15 protein-coding genes and 1 pseudogene are annotated in these 15,938 nt (G+C 37.4%); 10 read left to right on the plus strand and 6 right to left on the minus strand.

Annotated elements, in window-relative coordinates:
• The first annotated feature begins 177 nt into the window (after positions 1–177).
• From ppsR to QSH13_RS01080, 9 genes are all read left to right on the plus strand, one after another.
• Positions 178–1,044 (plus strand): posphoenolpyruvate synthetase regulatory kinase/phosphorylase PpsR, encoded by an 867-nt coding sequence (gene ppsR, locus QSH13_RS01040; RefSeq protein WP_109397286.1) that lies wholly within the window; start codon positions 178–180, stop codon positions 1,042–1,044.
• A 120-nt stretch (positions 1,045–1,164) separates the two neighbouring features.
• Positions 1,165–2,214, plus strand: a complete 1,050-nt coding sequence (locus tag QSH13_RS01045; protein ID WP_196543958.1) for a 3-deoxy-7-phosphoheptulonate synthase — start codon at positions 1,165–1,167, stop codon at positions 2,212–2,214.
• Positions 2,215–2,445: 231 nt separating this feature from the next.
• Complete coding sequence (hemP, locus tag QSH13_RS01050) at positions 2,446–2,628, plus strand: hemin uptake protein HemP (protein ID WP_109397284.1); 183 nt, start codon at positions 2,446–2,448, stop codon at positions 2,626–2,628.
• An 81-nt stretch (positions 2,629–2,709) separates the two neighbouring features.
• Positions 2,710–4,896 carry a TonB-dependent receptor domain-containing protein gene (locus QSH13_RS01055; protein WP_286038699.1) on the plus strand — a complete coding sequence of 729 codons (2,187 nt, stop codon included), beginning with the start codon at positions 2,710–2,712 and terminating at the stop codon, positions 4,894–4,896.
• Between the two features lie 68 nt (positions 4,897–4,964).
• On the plus strand, positions 4,965–6,992 hold the full coding sequence (locus QSH13_RS01060; protein ID WP_286038700.1) for a TonB-dependent hemoglobin/transferrin/lactoferrin family receptor: 2,028 nt from the start codon (positions 4,965–4,967) through the stop codon (positions 6,990–6,992).
• A 35-nt stretch (positions 6,993–7,027) separates the two neighbouring features.
• A complete protein-coding gene (locus QSH13_RS01065) occupies positions 7,028–8,077 on the plus strand; it encodes a hemin-degrading factor (RefSeq protein ID WP_196543961.1) in 1,050 nt (349 codons plus the stop codon).
• 15 nt (positions 8,078–8,092) lie between these two features.
• Positions 8,093–8,908 (plus strand): heme/hemin ABC transporter substrate-binding protein, encoded by an 816-nt coding sequence (locus tag QSH13_RS01070; RefSeq protein ID WP_196543962.1) that lies wholly within the window; start codon positions 8,093–8,095, stop codon positions 8,906–8,908.
• Positions 8,908–9,912, plus strand: coding sequence for a FecCD family ABC transporter permease (locus QSH13_RS01075; RefSeq protein ID WP_286038701.1), 1,005 nt, complete (start codon positions 8,908–8,910; stop codon positions 9,910–9,912). The genes QSH13_RS01070 and QSH13_RS01075 overlap by 1 nt, the downstream gene beginning before the upstream one ends.
• On the plus strand, positions 9,909–10,703 hold the full coding sequence (locus QSH13_RS01080; protein WP_196543963.1) for a heme ABC transporter ATP-binding protein: 795 nt from the start codon (positions 9,909–9,911) through the stop codon (positions 10,701–10,703). Before QSH13_RS01075 ends, QSH13_RS01080 begins: the two co-directional genes overlap by 4 nt.
• 36 nt (positions 10,704–10,739) lie before the next feature.
• Here the strand turns inward: QSH13_RS01080 and QSH13_RS01085 are convergent.
• Positions 10,740–10,808, minus strand: a pseudogene (locus QSH13_RS01085) (RNA-guided endonuclease InsQ/TnpB family protein); the annotation flags it as partial.
• A gap of 529 nt (positions 10,809–11,337) precedes the next feature.
• Here QSH13_RS01085 and QSH13_RS01090 point away from each other — a divergent pair.
• On the plus strand, positions 11,338–11,706 hold the full coding sequence (locus QSH13_RS01090) for a helix-turn-helix domain-containing protein (RefSeq protein WP_069369334.1): 369 nt from the start codon (positions 11,338–11,340) through the stop codon (positions 11,704–11,706).
• 87 nt (positions 11,707–11,793) lie between these two features.
• Here the strand turns inward: QSH13_RS01090 and lplA are convergent, their stop codons facing one another.
• The 5 genes from lplA to arnT all read right to left on the minus strand — a co-directional run bounded on the left by lplA (position 11,794) and on the right by arnT (position 15,932).
• Positions 11,794–12,813: a lipoate--protein ligase gene (gene lplA / locus QSH13_RS01095; protein WP_286038702.1), complete on the minus strand. Its 1,020-nt coding sequence runs from the start codon at positions 12,811–12,813 to the stop codon at positions 11,794–11,796.
• A gap of 77 nt (positions 12,814–12,890) precedes the next feature.
• Positions 12,891–13,382: a C40 family peptidase gene (locus QSH13_RS01100; RefSeq protein ID WP_109397694.1), complete on the minus strand. Its 492-nt coding sequence runs from the start codon at positions 13,380–13,382 to the stop codon at positions 12,891–12,893.
• Positions 13,383–13,531: 149 nt separating this feature from the next.
• Positions 13,532–13,930 carry a 4-amino-4-deoxy-L-arabinose-phosphoundecaprenol flippase subunit ArnF gene (gene arnF / locus QSH13_RS01105; protein ID WP_196543965.1) on the minus strand — a complete coding sequence of 133 codons (399 nt, stop codon included), beginning with the start codon at positions 13,928–13,930 and terminating at the stop codon, positions 13,532–13,534.
• Positions 13,927–14,268, minus strand: coding sequence for a 4-amino-4-deoxy-L-arabinose-phosphoundecaprenol flippase subunit ArnE (arnE, locus tag QSH13_RS01110; RefSeq protein ID WP_109397275.1), 342 nt, complete (start codon positions 14,266–14,268; stop codon positions 13,927–13,929). Before arnE ends, arnF begins: the two co-directional genes overlap by 4 nt.
• The gene (arnT, locus tag QSH13_RS01115) at positions 14,268–15,932 is read right to left on the minus strand and encodes a lipid IV(A) 4-amino-4-deoxy-L-arabinosyltransferase (protein WP_109406361.1); all 1,665 of its coding nucleotides are present in this window, start codon (positions 15,930–15,932) and stop codon (positions 14,268–14,270) included. The genes arnE and arnT overlap by 1 nt, the downstream gene beginning before the upstream one ends.
• Positions 15,933–15,938: the final 6 nt, after the last annotated feature.

Consider the following 15,938-nt stretch of genomic DNA (forward strand, 5'->3'; position numbering starts at 1 on the left):
AAAGAAAAACCCGCTGTCAAAATGACAACGTAAATAAGCGTATCACAATGTGATGCTGAATATAGAAAGGTGAATCGATCAACCAGAAAACTTTATTTTTTTATCCTTTATAATCACTAAAAATGCTTTAGATAATATTGTTTGATTTGCTAATTCAGCTAAAAAAAGGTGCGCGTTATGATATTAAGCTTAAATTCTATTAATTGTGATAATAATGAACCTATTGATAGAACAGTCTTTTTTATCTCGGATGGTACAGCGATTACTGCCGAAGTATTAGGTCATGCGGTACTTTCTCAATTTCCATTAAAAATGAAAAGTTATACATTACCTTTTGTTTCTACGGTGGAAAGAGCTGAAGAAATAAAACAGAAAATCTCTGAAATTTATAAAAAGAGTGGCGCTAAACCTCTTGTTTTTTATTCGATTATCAGTCCTGAAGTTAAACAGATAATAAATAGCAGTGAGGGTTTTTGTCAGGATATTGTGCAATCTCTCGTAATACCACTTGAAAAAGAAATGGGGATCAACGCATCACCAAAATTAAATAAAACCCATGGATTAACTGAAAAAAATCTTAGTAAATACGATGCTCGTATTGCTGCCATCGAATACACCCTTTCCCATGATGATGGCATATCATTACGTAATCTTGACCAAGCTCAAGTGATCTTAATTGGTGTTTCTCGTTGTGGAAAAACTCCCACCAGCCTCTATTTAGCAATGCAATTCGGTATTCAAGCTGCCAACTACCCATTTACTGCGGATGATATGGATTTCTTAAAATTACCTAAAGAATTAAAAGAGTATCAGAATAAATTATTTGGATTAACCATTGCGCCAGAACGGCTTGCAGCTATTCGTGGTGAACGTCGTGAAAATAGCCGTTATGCTTCAATTCGCCAATGTAGAATTGAATTAGCAGAAGTAGAAGCGCTTTTTAGAAAAAACAATATCCCTTATCTCAATACAACCAATTATTCGGTTGAAGAAATTTCAACCAAGGTGATTGATTCTATGGGATTAGCAAGAAGAATGTTCTAACGCATTTTCGTCATTTTTTTATTGGTTTTTCACTGAGAAGACTGTGAAATTAGCTGAATTTCGTTTATTGTGATCTTAATCACTGGGTAGACTTACCCTGTATATTTATTGAGATAAATTATGTTAAAGACAGACGAACTACGGACTAAGGCTTTAGACAGTCTGGTAACGCCAGAAACCTTAGCAAAAGAGTTCCCCATTTCTGATGAGATAATCCAAAATATCACATCAGCACGTAAACGAATTGAAGCGATCCTCACCGGTGAAGACCAGCGATTATTAGTGATTGTAGGGCCTTGCTCTATTCATGATCCTAAAGCTGCTAAAGAGTACGCAACTAAGCTTAATCAGTTAAAAGACTGTTATCAAGACTGCCTAGAAATCGTCATGAGAACCTACTTTGAAAAGCCACGTACGGTCATTGGCTGGAAAGGTTTAATCTCTGATCCTTACCTTGATAACTCTTGCAATGTCAACGAAGGTATTCGCCTTGCAAGAAAACTATTAATTGAAATAAATGCATTAGGTTTGCCCACTGCAACTGAATTTCTCGATATGGTCACAGGCCAATATATTGCAGATTTAATTAGTTGGGGTGCCATTGGTGCCAGAACAACAGAAAGCCAAGTTCATCGTGAAATGGCATCCGCACTCTCTTGCCCTGTCGGCTTTAAAAATGGCACTGATGGTAATACCCGTATCGCAATTGATGCTATTCGCGCTTCTCGAGTGGGTCATACGTTCTTATCACCAGATAAAAATGGTCGTATGACGATTTACCAAACCAGTGGTAATCCTTATGGTCATATCATTCTACGTGGCGGCAAAAAACCGAATTATCACGCAAGTGATATTGCTGATGCAGTGGATGCACTAAAACAAGTAGATTTACCAGAACATCTTATTATCGATTTTAGCCATGGTAACTGTGAAAAAATTCATCGTCGCCAATTAGAAGTAGCCAGAAATGTTGCTCAACAAATTAAAGATGGCTCACAAGCGATTGTTGGCGTGATGGCTGAAAGCTTTTTACAAGAAGGCTCACAAAAAGTCGTGCAAAATAAACCTCTTAATTATGGACAATCGATCACTGATCCTTGTTTAAGTTGGAATGATACAGAACAACTTATTGAATTATTAGCACAAGCCGTTGAGAGTCGATTTAAATAACCACATTATGCTAAAGGGGGTATTTCTATCCCCTTTTTATTTTGCTCCCACTCTATTTTGATAAAGATATAACCTCACCTTTATTCCACTGTTCTAATTCTCATCGCATCACGCTTTATTATTCACAATATGACTTAATTTTACGTCTTTACGTTAAAAAAAGCTTGTCTAAATATTCTAGTTAACGATAATGATTATCATAATGATAACGCTTATTACTCTTAGTATGTTATGAATAAAAAAGCTCATAATTTAAATAGTTCTTCAATCCATCAGAACTCTCACTCTTCAATAATTCAATCCATTAATAGTATTGAATTATTGGGTAAAGATGGCGTGGTTTACATTCAACACAACGGAGAGTTGTATCAACTACGTCAGACAAAAGCAGGAAAATTAATCCTGACTAAATAATCATTTTCGACAATAACTTGCAAGCCACCTATTACCTCAGCTAGGCAGCCAGCTAAATAACTCCATATACAAGGATTTTTTATGGACATTTATGGTATGTGTATGCTGAAAAAATATTTCAAATATTCTGGTATAACAACAGCACTTTATTTGTTGTGCCCCTCTATCGCCTCTGCACAATCAGACAATACAGAGACGGACGCTCTCACGGTTGTCGGTCATTACATTGATAAAACAACTCATGATTTTCATTCCATTCTTGATAATTCAACACCTCAAGCACAAATCGCATCAACAACTGGTGAAATGCTAAATAAAGTCGCTGGTGCAACCATATCAGGAACAGGTGTTACGAATGGCGCGAATATCCTTATGCGTGGTTATGATCAAAAAGGCGTTAAGATCTTAGTCGATGGTATCGAGCAACCTTTAGAAAATACTATCAACAATTTAGGTGGGATTTTTCTCGATCCTTCATTAGTTAAACGTATTGATATAAAACATGGTTCATCCCCTGTATTACATGGCAATGGTGCTATGGGTGGCGTTGTTTCATTTCAAACACTTGATCCTCATAGCTTACTAAAGAGAGATGAAAAACTCAGCGCCAAATTATTTACCTCACTTTCATCCGCAGATAGACACTTCACTTATGGGGGGATTATTGCGGGACGCCACGATCTTATTGAAGGTTTATTTGCTTACAGTCAACGTCAACGCGGCCCTATTCGCTTAGCGAATGGTGATAAGCTCGAAAACCACGAACACATTAATAACTTTTTTGCTAAAGCTTATCTTTATCCAACAGAAAATCAGACCTTTATTTTTTCAGCGCGACATTATGAGAATAAAGGCACTCAGCGAGAAGTTTTACATCGCATGGGTGGGTTTGGAAAAAATGAAAGTAACCAAGTAGAACGTAAATCTGAACAAAAAAATTATTCAATCACTTATCATTATGAGCCAGAAACACACAATTTGGTTAATTTAACCAGCCATTTGTATTATTCACAATTCAATATCAATCAAATATTTTTAACGGATACCTCCCTTTCTGATTATCAACGCCGAAAAAACCAACAAGGGAAAATAGGTAGAAATGAAGATCGGACACAATTTACTCATGGATTAAAAATTGAGAATAACTCTCAACTTTCTTATTCAGATAAATTAAACCAAACAATTACTTTAGGTTCAGAAGCTTATCAACAAAAAATGGTTTCTAACCAAGCAGCTAAAAACTTTCCTCTCGCAAAAATGTTTTATGCCGCTGGCTGGATAGAAAGTCAGTTATCAACACCACATTTACCTTTAGCATTAACAACAGGTTTACGTTATCACTATTATAAAAATAAACCTCAGAGTGAATTAAATTCACTTTTAGCGGAATTTAAACAGCATAAACCCGATTTTCATCAAACAAGTGAAAGCAATATCAGTAAAAATATTGCGCTAACCTTTACACCAACACAATGGTTACAACTCTATACCTCATATTCAACCAATATGAGAGTACCAACACTCAATGAAATGTTTAACGATTCACTTCATTTTGAAATACCGGCTATTTGGGGTCGTACTGCAAAAGGATTTTGGATCCCAAACCCTAATCTTAGCCCAGAGAAAAATCGAACTTGGGAATATGGTGGAAAACTGACTTTTTCACACTTATTAACCTCTGATGATGAGTTTTCTCTGAATGCAGTTTATTTTGATACAAAAGCAATAGACTATATTACATATGACATTTGGGACGCCCGAGTATTAACGAAAAAGCTTCATTTGCAAGCTATTAATATTCCTATGGCGCTTATTGAAGGCGTAGATCTTAGCTTACGCTATGCACACCCATTAATTTCTATTGGGTTAGGCTATAACCGTACTCAAACTCTTGAATTAACTACCCATGAAACTATTTCACCGGTTCGCCCCGAAGTGCTCACAACCTTTATTCAACTTCCTATTGTTAAAACGCCTTTCTCATTAGGGTGGTCAGGCAAATTTGCCAGCGCAACAGAAAATAAAGGTACACATAAAGGGCGAGCACCTCACGTAAAAGGCCAAACAACAAATCGAATGCAAGAGCTTATTACTCAATATCCAGGCTATGGCATTCATGATTTTTCAATCACTTATCAATCTAAAAACAATAAAGATATTCAAGCCGCATTAGTGCTCGCAAATGCCTTTAATCGAGAATATTTCTCAGCATTAGGTGTTCCACAAGAAGGCAGAAATATCAAAATGTCCGTCAGTTATCGCTGGTAGATAAGGAGCAATGATTTATATACCAAAGGGCTGTTTACCAGCCCATTAAATACCGGAGATCTATCTACATGTCTCAGTCATCTTTATTAATTAAGTTTAGTTTGCTGACTATTGCGGTCTCTTCTGCCTGTGCGTCAGCACAAGAGAAAACACAAGCTGATGAGAGAAGAAAAACAGAGGTACTTACGGTTTATTCAACAGGTAATGAACGCGATAGCTTCACATTACCGATGATATCAACGGTTATAAAAAACAACAATGCGTTGTCAGCAACCGCAGGAAGTGCTTCTGAATTACTTCGTCATATACCTGGGATTTCTATTTCGGGAGCAGGCCGTACTAATGGTGAAACCATCAGTATGCGTGGATACAGTAAAAATGGAATACTAACACTTGTAGATGGCGTGCGCCAAGGAACAGATACTGGCCATATAGACAGTGTATTTATTGACCCTCTACTTATAAAACAAGTTGAAGTTATTCGTGGTCCTTCTGCACTTTTATATGGTAGTGGTGCTCTTGGTGGTGTAATCGCTTACGATACTGTTAATGCAAACGATCTACTTTTAAAAAACGAACAAGGTGGCGTACGTATTACTGGACTGGGTAATACCGCTCAACATAGCCAAGGTTTCGGTGTTACGGCTTTTGGTAGACATGATAATCTTGATGGACTCGTCGCATTATCTGCCCGCGATAAAGGTGATACCCGTTATGGTGGCGGTTATCGCGCACAAAATGACGAAACCATTATTAATCTCCTTTCTAAAGGACGCTGGTTAATTGATGATAGCAACACGTTAAGTGGGCAGTTCCGCTATTACCATAACAATACAAATCAGCCCAAAAACCCTCAAGTTCCCTCAAATCCCACATCTGCTAATGTCGAAACTGATCGTACCACGACACAAAAAGATATTCAGTTAACCTATCAATTTGCACCTTCAGATCAGCAGTGGATTAATTTGAAAACACAGGCTTATTACAGTGAAGTTGATATTAATGCTAAAACGATACAAAAAGGATTTGAGGGTCGAGAGCAAAAAACCTATGGTGTAAAACTCGAAAACCGCTCACAAATGGGCACATACAGTTTTGCATCACATGGATTAACTTATGGTGGCGAGGTTTATAAACAAAAACAATCGCCAAGCCAAAATACAGAAAGCTTCCCACAAGCCGATATCCGGTTTATGTCAGGTTGGGTGCAAGATGAGATCACTTTACGTGATTTACCTGTCTCTTTAATTTTAGGAACGCGTTTTGACAAATATAAAAGCCAAAACGATCGTTATGATGACATTACTGCGGATAAATGGTCATCAAAAGGAGCTATCAGTATCACACCGACGGATTGGTCAATGCTTTACACCTCTTACTCACAGGCATTTAGAGCACCAACTTTAGGTGAGATGTATAACGATGCAAAACATTTTGATTCACCGCTCCCCGGCGCACCAACAAACTATTGGCGTCCAAATCCTAATTTAAAACCCGAAACCAATTCAACAACTGAATATGGATTTGGTTTCCAATTCGACGACTTATTATCTAATAATGATAATCTGAAAATTAAAGCTGCCCATTTCAATACTCGCACAAAAGATTATATTGATGCAGATGTTGCTATTTTTCAGGGATATACACAATCAACTAATATTTCAAGAGCAACTATTTGGGGATGGGATGTTTCTATGAATTACCAATCGAAATTCTTTAATTGGGATTTAGCCTACAACCATACCAAAGGGAAAGATAATGCGACTAATGCCTCAATTACCTCAATTGAGCCAGATACATTAACCAGTCGCTTTGATGTACCTGTACCAAGTACCGATTTTTCTGTCGGCTGGGTTGGTCAATTTACCAAAAAAACGGATTTTACCAAACATAACCGTTTTAATCGCCCAATCAATCAACAACAAGCAGGTTACGGCGTTAATGATTTTTATCTTCGCTATGAAGGTCATGCCTCATTAAAGGGGCTAACAACCTCATTTGTACTAAGTAACGCATTTGATAAAACTTATTATTCTTCTGCTGGTATTCCTCAAGAAGGCCGAAATGCAAAAGTACTTGTGAGTTATCAATGGTAATCAACAATAAAATCAACGATATAATAGGAGTTTCTGTGAATAAACCTCTTTATGAGAGCTACCTGCAGGCTAAAGCGGATAAAAAAGCATCATATGCGCGTGATCTCGCTGCTTACTTAAATGTCAGTGAAGCTGAACTCACTTATGCCCGTGTAGGACATGATGCAAAACGTCTACGCAATGATGTACAAGAATTATTAAAAGCATTAAGCAAAGTTGGTGAAGTCAAAGCGATTACTCGAAATGATATTGCTGTTCATGAACACCTTGGTGAATATACCAATGCACGTTTTAACGATCATGCAGGTTTAATCTTGAATCCACGTGCAATGGATTTACGTTTTTTCTTCGCTTATTGGTCAAGCATTTTTGCACTTGCCGAAGAGACATCAAAAGGAACACGTTATAGCATTCAATTCTTTGATATGCATGGTGATGCATTACATAAAGTCTATGCGACAGAGAACACAAATATGGATGAATGGAATACGCTTATTCAATCATTTATATTGGAAGAAAATCCTGCTCTGGATATCACCCCTGTTGAACCATACTCAAACACGCCTGTTAGTGATGAATTAGCGACACAACTTGAACAACAATGGCGTTCAATGACTGATGTTCACCAGTTCTTCAAATTACTAAAAGAAAATAACTTAAGTCGCCAACAAGCCTTTAAAGCTGTTCCTGACGACCTTGCTTATCAGGTCGATAACAGCGCGTTGAAAACCTTATTAGAGCTCGCAAAAGAAGCACAAAACGAGATCATGATATTTGTCGGTAGCCGTGGTTGTGTACAAATCTTCACAGGCCAAATTGATCGCCTAGTACCTCATCAATTTGAAAATAGTGAGCAAGTTTGGATCAACGTTTTCAATCCTGCTTTTACGCTTCATTTAATTGAAAGCGAAATTGCCGAAAGTTGGGTAACACGTAAACCAACTCAAGATGGGTTTGTGACTAGCCTTGAAATCTTTGATAGCAAGGGACAACAAATTGCTCAACTTTATGGACAACGCACTGAGGGTACCCCAGAGCAACAACAGTGGCGCGAACAAGTGAATACCCTCACTAAAATAGCCTAATCGGAGAATGAATTAATGAAAAAATGGCTTCTTTTGATCCTGTGTAGTGTCATGTCGTTCATCACTTTGGCCAATGAACGTATCGTTACTATTGGTGGTGATATTACAGAAATTGTTTTCGCATTAGGTGCAGGTGAGCAGGTTATTGCAAGAGACAGTACTAGCTTAGTTCCTGAACGCGTGAAAGCACTTCCTGATGTGGGGTATATGCGAATGCTAAACCCTGAAGGGATCTTATCTGTCAAACCAACGTTGATCATTACCAGCGAATTAGCTCGCCCTTCTTTAGCATTACGTCGTATTAAAGAGGCTGGAGTCGCAGTTAAAACGATTACAGGTACACATTCATTAGAAGCCATTAATGAAAAAATAGACACTATTGCGACCGTTTTAAATAAGGAACAAGAAGGAAACCAACTAAAAGAGAAACTAGCCCTCTCTTTCAAGCAAATTTCAACCACACCTATCGATAAAAAAATCATATATATCATGAGCCATGGTGGCGTTGTTCCTATGGCCGCAGGTCAAGATACAGCAGCCGATACCATTATTTCATTAGTTGGTGGTAAAAATGCCATGCAAGGGTTTACAAGTTATCGTCCACTTTCTCAAGAAGGTGTTATTGCAAGCCAACCTGATATTTTGTTAGTCACCAAAGAAGGTATTAAAGGCATTGGTGGAATTGAAAAACTGTGGAATTTACCTGGCATAAAATACACACCAGCGGGTAAAAACAAACATTATGTTGTTGTTGATGATATGGGATTATTAGGCTTTACACTCTCAACACCAGAAGTCATGCATCAAATTCGTCAAGCATTGGAGCAATAATGTCTCGTTTTCGTTCACCGTGGATGAGTATTTTTGTTTTACTCTTTTTACTCACCACTGTTACATTAATTTCTGTGAATAGCGGTGCATTAGCCCTTTCGTTTCATACATTATGGAATAGTTCTTTTGATGATATCGAATGGCAAGTTTGGTTAGATATCCGTCTACCTCGCGTTTTATTAGCGATTCTTGTTGGCGGTGCTTTAGCAATATCGGGTGCGATAATGCAGGGGTTATTTAGAAACTCATTAGCTGATCCTGGTTTACTTGGTATTAGTAGCGGTGCAGCACTAATGGTCGCTATTGTCATTATTCTACCCTTCTCTTTTTCACCCATCTTTGCATTCTACAGTCATATTGTTGCCGCCTTTATTGGCGGTTTAATTGTGGCTATGATTATTTTCTCATTACATCAATTGAGTGATGGTAATTTAGCACGGTTATTACTTGCTGGTATTGCTATCAATGCACTATGTATGTCTTTTATTGGTGTATTAAGTTACATCAGTACTGACCAACAATTACGGCAATTCTCACTATGGATGATGGGATCATTAAGCCAGATTGACTGGAAAACCCTATCTATTGCAACCCTAGTGATCATTCCTGTCAGTACCTTAGCATGTTGGCAAAGCCATAAATTAAACCTATTACAACTTGGTGATGAAGAAGCACATTATTTAGGACTAAATGTAAGAAGAACCAAATTTATCTTGTTACTTCTTAGCGCTACCTTAATTGGCTGTGCTGTCGCACTAAGTGGTGTTATTGGATTTATTGGACTTGTCGTTCCCCACCTTATTCGTATGCGTATTGGCAGTAATCATATATGGCTGTTACCTGCCACTATTTTAGGTGGTTCAACACTATTACTCGCTGCTGACACATTATCACGAACACTGGTATCTCCAGCAGAAATCCCTGTGGGGCTTATTACAGGATTAATTGGTGGCCCTTATTTCCTTTGGCTTATCTTACGACAACCCGCAGGAAGAATGTCATGATTGAAAAACAAAAAGCATCATTACTCAATGGAAAGAATTTAACTTACCGAATTGACAATAAGACCATTATTGATGATGTATCACTTTCACTTAATGCTGGAGAGTTAATTAGCATTATCGGCCCTAATGGTGCAGGAAAATCATCACTATTACGTTTATTAACTGGTTATACAACTCCAACACAAGGCCAGTGTTATTTTAAACAAAAAGACTATTCACAATGGAATAGTCAACAATTAGCGCAAAACCGCGCCGTTATGCGACAAAATAGTCAACTCTCATTCTCATTTTCAGTCGAGGAAGTGGTTGCCATGGGAAGAACACCTCATGGACAGCAACATAAAAAAATTGCAATCGAAACCGCACTACTCCAAACAGATTGTTTAAAGTTTAAGGATAGAGACTATCGTCAATTATCGGGTGGAGAACAACAACGGGTACAACTGGCTAGAGTATTAGCGCAATTATGGCACCCTACACCACAAGAAGCGCTATTGTTCCTTGATGAACCAACCTCCGCACTTGATCTTTACCACCAGCAACACAGCTTACGTTTATTAAAACAATTGGCAAAAACACAAAATCTTATGGTGTGTTGTGTTTTACATGATCTTAATTTAGCGTCTCTTTATGCTGATAGAATTTTATTACTGCATCAAGGAAAGTTAGTTTGTGAAGGTACACCACACAGCGTACTCACAACAGAGAATATTCAAAAATGGTATGGTGCAGATGTGAGTGTTAATACTCATCCAGAACATTTATATCCTCAAGTATTTCTACGCCCGTGACTGCTCCCCGCCCTGTCGGGCGAGGCTTCCCACTTCTTAGACCGCAACCGTCTGTGTGACGGATTTACGCTGGCCTCCATGGGCAGAAACGACGAGTCCCGCCGCTAAAAAGGACACTGTCTAAATTTTTGTTATCAAGCCACCTTTTAACATGATTTTCTAAAGGGTGGCTTAGTAAATATATTCTCAATAAGCTTATCTATTGAAAATAAAACAGCGAAGGTAACACTCCAAAATTAATTAATAAATCTTATTTTAATTTTTTTGGTACTTAGTCAAATAAATTGACTTCAAAATGCACCTTAATCAATGATTAGAGTGTATTTCGCACAAAAAAACATAACAGTGATAAAAATAAAAGGCATAACAGAACGATTAAGATAAAAAATAAATCAATAAATTCAATAAAATAAAAGTCATACAAAATAACATTTTTAATCAGAAAGATTCAGTAATCTAAACCTTATTTGAACTCTATAAATCAAACCTATCACTATGATAATGATTATCAATCACGAAAAGCACTTTTTGCCTACCAGTTATTCTCCCCATGCTTAAAATAGATTACAAATAACATACGTTACTATTCTATTTACTTGGGCATTGTGTCCCCACCATTTTTGTGGGAGGTTTTATGGCTGAAAATGTCGTTAATGATATTCTGAAATGGTTAGAAACCCAGTTACAACGTAACGAAGGTATAAAAATCGATACGATTGCAAATAAAAGCGGCTACTCAAAGTGGCACTTGCAACGTATTTTTAAAGATTTCAAAGGTTGTACATTAGGCGAATATGTTCGCAAACGTCGCTTATTAGAAGCTGCTAAATCATTACAAGAAAAAGACATGTCTATTTTAGACATTGCTTTAATGTATGGTTTTAGCTCTCAAGCAACATTTACACGTATATTTAAAAAGCATTTCAATACTACACCCGCTAAATTTAGAGAGAATGGCAAAATGCCAGACACTCATTGCTTTATGTCATGTGAAAATCACTAATCAATTTCGCATCACATTATTCTTGATGAAAAAACCAGCCTTTGAGCTGGTTTTTTGTTTTTTATTATTTTCTAACATTGCTAAAAATTACGCTATCGCTGTTACAAGCCATTCTTGCAGCTCATTAAGCTCTATTTTATTATTAGGATAACGCTGAATAAGTTGCCCAATAAGCCCTTTCAGAGACTCAGGTGTATAACGTTGCCCTACCAACATCTCGGATAATGTTTCTAATGGTGCAGGATCTAAACTGTCTGTATATATTTGACTTATAATAACATTGCCACGCTCAATATCAAAATGTAGCTCAACCCCACCCCATTTAAAACGATTGTCTAAAAGATGTGAAAATGCAGGTGCTTGCCCAAAATTCCATTCCCAACTACTTTGTTTAGTGAATGTTTCTTCAAAGCCGGGTAAATCAGGTAATTTTTGCGGTGAAATAATCTCAGCCTCTACTCGCTCGCCATAATATTCAAAAAAGCTTTCAGTAATTGCTTCACAAAGTTTTTCATGAGTGATATCAGGCTTGAGTTCAACCAAGTTAGCCACTCGAGAGCGTACAGATGTGATACCTTTGGCTTGAAGTTTTTTCGGATCTGGATTGAGGTAATTAGCTAATCTAGATAAATTAGCATTTATTAATAATGTACCATGATGAAAACCGCGATCTTTAGTCTCTTTATAGGCTGATCCAGAAACCTTTCTTTCACCATCATCTTGAGGAACCACTAAATCGTTACGTCCTGATGCCGTCGCATTAATACCCGCTTTTAATAATCCATCAAGAATAATTTGAGTTGAAATCGTTTTATTATATTCTGGCTTTCCTGCCATAAAGGTAAAACAAGTATTGCCAAGATCATGGAAAACAGCACCACCACCACTCGAACGACGAGCTAATTTCACACCATCTTCATCCATTTTACGAGTATTACACTCTTTCCATGGATTTTGTGCTCGACCAATAACGACCGTATTATCGTTACGCCAAAGAAAAAGTACGCGTTGATCTGCAGGCATTTGTCTAAAAATACACTCTTCAACAGCAAGGTTAAACCAAGGATCATAAGACTCAGAAATTAACAGACGCAATCTGCCAGACATAAGGAATACCTATATGAAGAAAATAAGGTATAAGATACCATAACTCTCAATATATTAGGCTGTTAAATGGCACGAAACTACAATCGACGAGCTTGCCAGAATGTCTTTTTCCAATAGACATTATCAAGAGATGAACGAGTTACCCCTTTGCTAGTTGATGCATGGATAAATGTATTATCAGTATCATAAATACCGACATGAAGCCCATTCTCACCACCACCAGTTTTGAAAAAAACCAAATCCCCAGGCATTAAATCACTTTTACTGATTTGTGTACCATATTTGGTTTGATCAATAGTCATTCGAGGAAGTTTTATATCAAAACGATCACTATAAGTTTTGTACACAAAGCCTGAACAATCAATACCAGAAGGTGTCATTCCACCATAGCTATATGGCGTACCATACCATTGCTCAAGTTGCGATTTTAATTGCACTATCACCATGATAGGGTCGGAAAGTTGTGTTTTTAAAGGAGGCGCAGGTGGAATACGCTTAGACGGACTAGATGAACACCCAGCCAGCAGAATAATACAGAGCAAGAAAGGATAAAAAATAGACTTTCTCATTGCATCCACCATTATTGTTACCATAGATGTTAAAATCTATCTGCTTTTTTAAGCAAAAACAAGTTATTGAAGATGCCTGAGTGATAATTGGTAGTATAAATCGCACAATTAACAACAATGATCAGAAAATAAATTCTACAATCACTCAGTTAGTGTGATTCCACTTCTTTCGTTTTTTGGCTTATTAACCACACTCCAACCATGATAAATGCTACACCCAATGTTTTTGTCCATGATGGGGTTTCTTGAAACCAAGGTAATATCACTGCAAGAATATAAACAAACACATAACTTAAGCTGATCAGCGGATAGGCTTTATTTAAAGGAATAGTACGCAAAGTAAATAGCCAGCAAACCATAGAAAGGACATAACCGACAAGGCCAGCAAACACAATAGCGAGTGGCGTTACATTAGCCCATAACCATGAGAAATCTAGCCACTGTTTTTCCAGCTGTAAATCTGGTAGTTCAGACATACCAAACTTTAACAACAATTGAGCTATCGTCACTAATAGCGCGCTTCCAATTGCCCATAGATAGCCTTTCATGCTTGCATACTCATCAATACAATACCAATCATAATTGACGCGATGCCAATCCAATGTTTTATATTAACTGGCTCTTTATAAATAAACTGGCCAATTAATGTCACCACTATAAAATTAATACTTAACATCGGATAAGCAATACTTAGAGGAAGGATTTGTAATAACCGTAACCAAAATAACATCCCCAAACCAAGCATTGCAATGGCAATAAAAAGCCAGAAAATCGTTTTTCTGGCTTTTGTTAATGAGTCACTTTGCCAGCTAACCACCGCTTGTTTTTGACATACTTGTCCTATGCAGGTCAAAAAGCTCACGATTAGCAATAAAACAAATGACATTAATCACGCTTCTCATAAGTTAAAATTGCAACTCGATGGTTGGTCACCAACTCTTCAGGTCTTGGCAATTGTGCTAACTTCTTAGGATCTTTAAAAGCAATAACAACTGAAACATTCCCTTCTTTTCTTGCTTCTTCTAACCATTGAGCAAAATCATCAGGTTTAATTAATTTATGATAAGAATCTGGATACTCTTCAATACCATAAGTCAATTCGCCTGTTCTTTCATAAAGATAGATATCACTACGCTGTAATTCCCACGCTAATCCCGCACCAACACCAACACTATTACTCACAATGTATTTGCTAGCGTTTAATGTCTCTATATTTTGGCGAATAAATTCTTGAGGTAATTTTCCATCCACGCTGCTATTGGGTATAGCCTGACCGATACATAAGCTTACACCTAATGAACAAGACGCCGCCCACAACCAGTGTTTGCCATTAAGCGTAGAACAAAGGTAGCCAATAATGCCCCATAATGAAAATGCCACTATAGCTAATACCCATTTAGACCATTCATATGGCATATAAATAGGTTTTGAAGAGACAAGTTGGATAACTAAAATAGCGATAACAGCAGCAACACCAATAAAAATATTGATATAGCCGTTAATACGTAGCGCTTTCATTCTAAATTTGCGTGCACAATCTACGCCATATTTCGCCATTAGCATTGCTAGTGGTGCCATAAATGGCAACATATAAGTCGGTAACTTACCTTTTGCAATACTAAAAAATAAGAATGGAATAACAAACCAACAGAATAAAAAGAATAATTCAGGACGTTTACGTCTTTTTTTCCAAGCGCCAATTAATGCGCCAGGAAGTAATCCAAGCCAAGGGATCACACCTAATAAGACAATTGGGATATAGTACCAAAATGGAGAACTATGTTGAGCATCTTCACCCGAAAAACGTTGGATATGTTCAACCCAAAAGAAGTAGTGCCAATAATCAGGTTCTGCTTTTGCAATAGCCAATGCCCACGGCAAACTAATTAATGCAGCACTAAATACAGCAAGTAAGCCATAGAGCAACATTTGCGTAAATTGTTTTTGATGCAACGTTATAGGTATCATAACAATGACCGGAATAGCTAACGCTAAAAATCCTTTGGTCATAAATGCCATACCACATGCAAGCCCTAAAGTTATCCACGCTAATATTCGTGTTTTTACTGTGGTAGCTTTAAGCGCCCAAAAACAGCAAACCATACTCGCGGTAATCCAAAGCGCCAACATAGGATCTAATACACTGTAAGTGCCTACGCTAAACACTAAGAACATAGATAAATAGATTAAACTAGAGACAAAAGCGACTTGACGATTACGCCACATCATTCTTGCCAATAAATAGACAAGTAATGTGCTTAAAAGAATGGAAATAACTGAGCCAAAACGCACAGCAAAATTGGTGTGACCAAAAATTAATTGGCTAACATTATTGATCCAATAACCGGCTATGGGCTTCTCAAAATAGCGAATGTCGAGCATATGAGGAACAATCCAGTTCCCGCTCACTACCATTTCTCGGCTAATTTCCGCATAACGAGTTTCATCTGGTTGCCATAATAACCGGCTGTTCAATGGAAATAAGTAGGTAAGAACAAAAAAAAGAGCCAAGAGGATGGCCCCGATTTTACTCGCCCGGTTATTCAACATAGTTTC

The organism is Proteus faecis (assembly GCF_030286765.1).
GTDB classification, from domain to species: Bacteria; Pseudomonadota; Gammaproteobacteria; order Enterobacterales; family Enterobacteriaceae; genus Proteus; species Proteus faecis.

Excerpts from the sequence above, each read along its gene's own strand:
- ppsR (WP_109397286.1), top strand. The coding sequence starts at position 178 with ATGATATTAAGCTTAAATTCTATTAATTGTGATAATAATGAACCTATT.
- QSH13_RS01045 (WP_196543958.1), top strand. The coding sequence starts at position 1,165 with ATGTTAAAGACAGACGAACTACGGACTAAGGCTTTAGACAGTCTGGTA.
- hemP (WP_109397284.1), top strand. The coding sequence starts at position 2,446 with ATGAATAAAAAAGCTCATAATTTAAATAGTTCTTCAATCCATCAGAAC.
- QSH13_RS01055 (WP_286038699.1), top strand. The coding sequence starts at position 2,710 with ATGGACATTTATGGTATGTGTATGCTGAAAAAATATTTCAAATATTCT.
- QSH13_RS01060 (WP_286038700.1), top strand. The coding sequence starts at position 4,965 with ATGTCTCAGTCATCTTTATTAATTAAGTTTAGTTTGCTGACTATTGCG.
- QSH13_RS01070 (WP_196543962.1), top strand. The coding sequence starts at position 8,093 with ATGAAAAAATGGCTTCTTTTGATCCTGTGTAGTGTCATGTCGTTCATC.
- QSH13_RS01075 (WP_286038701.1), top strand. The coding sequence starts at position 8,908 with ATGTCTCGTTTTCGTTCACCGTGGATGAGTATTTTTGTTTTACTCTTT.
- QSH13_RS01080 (WP_196543963.1), top strand. The coding sequence starts at position 9,909 with ATGATTGAAAAACAAAAAGCATCATTACTCAATGGAAAGAATTTAACT.
- QSH13_RS01090 (WP_069369334.1), top strand. The coding sequence starts at position 11,338 with ATGGCTGAAAATGTCGTTAATGATATTCTGAAATGGTTAGAAACCCAG.
- lplA (WP_286038702.1), bottom strand. The coding sequence starts at position 12,813 with ATGTCTGGCAGATTGCGTCTGTTAATTTCTGAGTCTTATGATCCTTGG.
- QSH13_RS01100 (WP_109397694.1), bottom strand. The coding sequence starts at position 13,382 with ATGAGAAAGTCTATTTTTTATCCTTTCTTGCTCTGTATTATTCTGCTG.
- arnF (WP_196543965.1), bottom strand. The coding sequence starts at position 13,930 with ATGAAAGGCTATCTATGGGCAATTGGAAGCGCGCTATTAGTGACGATA.
- arnE (WP_109397275.1), bottom strand. The coding sequence starts at position 14,268 with ATGTCATTTGTTTTATTGCTAATCGTGAGCTTTTTGACCTGCATAGGA.
- arnT (WP_109406361.1), bottom strand. The coding sequence starts at position 15,932 with ATGTTGAATAACCGGGCGAGTAAAATCGGGGCCATCCTCTTGGCTCTT.